The 2,760-nt window shown below is 64.4% G+C and carries 2 protein-coding genes; both read right to left on the reverse strand.

Annotated elements, in window-relative coordinates:
* The coding region (locus ACFXJL_RS34735) for a 2-oxoacid:ferredoxin oxidoreductase subunit beta (protein ID WP_384699475.1) at positions 1 to 915 on the reverse strand (915 nt) is incomplete at its 3' end.
* Positions 908 to 2,760 (reverse strand): 2-oxoacid:acceptor oxidoreductase subunit alpha (locus ACFXJL_RS34740; protein WP_384699478.1); only part of this gene is annotated, 1,853 nt, incomplete at its 5' end. The genes ACFXJL_RS34735 and ACFXJL_RS34740, both read right to left, overlap by 8 nt.

The raw sequence follows: 2,760 nt of genomic DNA on the forward strand, positions 1-2,760 counted from the left end.
GTCGGGGTGGGCGAGGCGGGAGAGGGCGAAGGCGGTGGTGGGGTTGGGGTTGTGGGCGTTGTGGGTGAGGATGTGGGGTTCGTTTTCCGGGGTGATGGTGACGATGTTGAGGTCGCCGGTGGTGGGGTTGCGGGTGATGCCTTGGTTGTTGTCGATGCCGAAGCGGATGGGTTGGTTGTGTTCGAGGCGGATGAGGGCGGTTTGGGCTTGGTCTTTGTCTTTGAGGGCTTCGAAGGCGCCGTCGTTGAAGATGTTGCAGTTTTGGTAGATCTCGACGAGTGCGGTGCCTTCGTGTTCGGCGGCTTGGCGGAGGACTTCGGTGAGGTGTTTGCGGTCGGAGTCGATGGTGCGGGCGACGAAGGTGGCTTCGGCTCCCAGGGCGAGGGAGACGGGGTTGAAGGGGGCGTCGAGGGAGCCCATGGGGGTGGACTTGGTGATCTTCCCGGTTTCGCTGGTGGGGGAGTACTGGCCTTTGGTGAGGCCGTAGATGCGGTTGTTGAAGAGAAGGATTTTGAGGTTGACGTTGCGGCGTAGGGCGTGGATGAGGTGGTTGCCGCCGATGGAGAGGGCGTCGCCGTCGCCGGTGACGACCCAGACGGAGAGGTCTTGGCGGGAGGTGGCGAGTCCGGTGGCGATGGCGGGGGCACGTCCGTGGATGGAGTGCATGCCGTAGGTGTTCATGTAGTAGGGGAAACGGGAGGAGCAGCCGATGCCGGAGACGAAGACGATGTTTTCTTTGGCGAGGCCGAGGGTGGGCATGAAGCTTTGGACGGCGGCGAGGATGGCGTAGTCGCCGCAGCCGGGGCACCAGCGGACTTCTTGGTCGGACTTGAAGTCCTTCATGGTCTGGGGGGTGGTGGTTTTGGGGACCAGGGTCAGGAGGGTGGGCTCGCTGCGGGTGGTGGTGTCAGTCATGGATGTGCTCCTTGAGGGCCGCGGCGAGCTGTTCGGCCTTGAATGGCATTCCGTTGACCTGGGTGTGGGAGTGGGCGGGGGTGAGGTAGCGGGCGCGGATGAGGGTGGCGAGTTGGCCGAGGTTCATTTCGGGGATGACGGTGTGTTGGTAGTGGTCGAGGATGGTTTTGAGGTTGGTGGGGAAGGGGTTGAGGTGGGTGAGGTGTGCTTGGGCGATGGGGTGGCCTTCGGCGCGGAGGCGGCGGACGGCTGCGGTGATGGGGCCGTAGGTGGATCCCCAGCCCAGGACGAGGGTGTGGGCGTGGTGGGGGTCGTCGACGGTGAGGTCGGGGACGGTGATGTGGTCGATTTTGGCTTGGCGGGTGCGGACCATGTGTTCGTGGTTGGCGGGGTCGTAGGAGATGTTGCCGGTGCCGTCTTGTTTTTCGATGCCGCCGATGCGGTGTTCGAGTCCGGGGGTGCCGGGGACGGCCCAGGGTCGGGCGAGGGTGTGGGGGTCGCGTTTGTAGGGCCAGAACACTTCGGTGCCATCGGCGAGGGTGTGGTTCGCTGTGGTGGTGAACTGGACGCGGAGGTCGGGGAGTTCGGTGAGGTCGGGGATGCGCCAGGGTTCGGAGCCGTTGGCGAGGTAGCCGTCGGACAGGAGGAAGACGGGGGTGCGGTAGGTGAGGGCGATACGGGCGGCGTCCAGGGCTGCGTTGAAGCAGTCGCCGGGGGTTTTGGGTGCCACGATCGGTACCGGTGCCTCACCGTTACGTCCGTACATGGCCTGCAGCAGGTCGGCCTGCTCGGTTTTGGTGGGCAACCCGGTGGACGGGCCACCACGCTGGATGTCCACGATCAACAGGGGCAACTCCAACGACACCGCAAGGCCGATGGTCTCCGACTTCAACGCCACACCAGGTCCGGAGGTGGTGGTGACCGCCAACTGGCCACCGAACGCCGCCCCCAGCGCTGCGCCGATCCCGGCGATCTCGTCCTCCGCTTGGAAGGTGCGGACCCCGAAGTTTTTGTGCTTGGACAGTTCGTGCAGGATGTCGGAGGCCGGGGTGATGGGGTACGAGCCCAGGTACAGCGGCAGGTCGGCCTGCTGGGAGGCGGCGATCAACCCCAGCGACAGGGCCAGGTTGCCTGACATGTTCCGGTAGGTGCCCGGGGTGAACGCCGAGGTCGCCGGCGCGATCTCATAGGAGACCGCGAAGTCCTCCGTCGTCTCGCCGAAGTTCCAGCCCGCCCGGAACGCGGCGATGTTCGCCTCCGCGATCTGTGGCTTCTTCGCGAACTTCGACCGCAAGAACGCTTCCGTGCCCTCGGTGGGGCGGTGATACATCCACGACAGCAACCCCAGCGCGAACATGTTCTTCGACCGTTCCGCTTCCTTACGGGACAGTCCGAAGTCCTTCAACGCCTCGATCGTCAGACTCGTCAACGGCACCGGATGGACCCGGTAGCCCTCCAGAGTCCCGTCATCCAACGGCGAGGTGGCATAGCCGACCTTCGCCATCGCCCGCTTCGCGAACTCATCGGTGTTCACGATGATCTCGCCACCGAGCGGCACATCCGCCAGATTCGCCTTCAACGCCGCCGGATTCATCGCCACCAACACATTCGGCGCATCACCCGGCGTCAGAATGTCATGATCCGCAAAATGCAACTGGAACGATGACACCCCCGGCAAAGTCCCGGCAGGCGCCCTGATCTCCGCCGGAAAGTTCGGCAACGTCGAAAGATCATTCCCCAACGACGCCGTCTCCGACGTAAACCGGTCACCCGTAAGCTGCATCCCATCACCCGAGTCACCAGCAAACCGGATCACCACCCGATCCAACCGGCGAACCTCCTTGG

This window comes from Streptomyces sp. NPDC059256, from assembly GCF_042753785.1.
In the GTDB taxonomy this organism is placed as follows: domain Bacteria; phylum Actinomycetota; class Actinomycetes; order Streptomycetales; family Streptomycetaceae; genus Streptomyces.